This window comes from Streptomyces griseoloalbus, from assembly GCA_014650015.1.
GTDB lineage: Bacteria > Actinomycetota > Actinomycetes > Streptomycetales > Streptomycetaceae > Streptomyces > Streptomyces griseoloalbus.
Genome location: BMUD01000162.1, coordinates 1 through 553, shown reverse-complemented (window position 1 = coordinate 553; position 553 = coordinate 1). Strand labels below are relative to the sequence as shown.

The 553-nt window shown below is 73.2% G+C and carries 1 protein-coding gene; it reads left to right on the top strand.

Features of this window, described 5'->3' with window-relative positions; all coding sequences use genetic code 11:
* The coding region (locus IE178_RS35370) for a ketoacyl-synthetase C-terminal extension domain-containing protein (protein WP_193515113.1) at window positions 1-553 on the top strand (553 nt) is incomplete at both ends.

Here is a 553-nt window from a genome sequence, read left to right as displayed (position 1 = left end):
CTCTGTGGCTGGGTTCGCTGAAGTCCAACATCGGGCACGCGCAGGCGGCGGCCGGTGTCGGCGGTGTGATCAAGATGGTGCAGGCGATGCGCCACGGCGTCCTGCCCAAGTCCCTGTACGCCGATGAGCCCACGCCGGCCGTCGACTGGACGGACGGCGCGGTCGAACTGCTCGCCGAGGCCCGGGAGTGGCCGGCCGTGGGCCGTCCCCGACGGGCCGGCGTGTCCTCCTTCGGCTTCGGCGGCACCAACGCCCACGTCATCATCGAAGCGGCGCCCGCCGACGACACCGCCGAGGACGACAACGGCACCGACGACGTCGTGCGTCCTCCCGCCGTCCTCCCCTGGGTGCTCTCCGGCAGGACACCGGAGGCCCTGAGGGAGCAGGCCGCGCGGCTGCTCGCCCACGTGGAGCGCGACCCCTCGGCCGACCCGCTGGACCTGGCCCACTCCCTGGCCGCCACGCGTGCGGTGTTCGATCACCGTGCCGTGGTGGTGGGTGCGGATGGTGAGGCGCTGGTGGAGGGATTGCGGGCGCTGGCGTCCGGGGATTC